Below are 256 nucleotides of genomic sequence, written 5' to 3'. Positions count from 1 at the left end.
GATCAATGCGCCGCCTACGCCGCCGATCGCTGCGCCCACTGCCGCGCCACGAACATTGCCCGTGATAGCGCCGCCAAGGACCGCACCGGAAACGGCACCGATCGAAGCTCCCTTTTCAGTCTGCGTGCAGCTTGCAAGCGACAGGCCGACCAGCGCAAATATGATTGCCTTTTTCATGAAACTCTCTCCAACGTTACAATGAGCTCTTCGGCTCGGTAGGCGTCCCATATTTATCTGCGGCGACTGCTACCTCCGA

At 59.0% G+C, this 256-nt stretch carries 1 protein-coding gene; it reads right to left on the bottom strand.

The genetic code is table 11. From position 1 onward, the window contains the following. A partial coding sequence (locus SB816_RS33210; protein ID WP_410548406.1) for a YMGG-like glycine zipper-containing protein occupies window positions 1-177 on the bottom strand: 177 nt, incomplete at its 3' end. Window positions 178-256: the final 79 nt, after the last annotated feature.

Origin of the sequence: Achromobacter sp. SIMBA_011 (assembly GCF_046535435.1) — a bacterium.
Taxonomy (GTDB): Bacteria; Pseudomonadota; Gammaproteobacteria; order Burkholderiales; family Burkholderiaceae_B; genus Achromobacter; species Achromobacter dolens.
The sequence above is the reverse complement of the archived record's forward strand: the minus strand, read 5'-3'. Positions and strand labels throughout refer to the sequence as shown.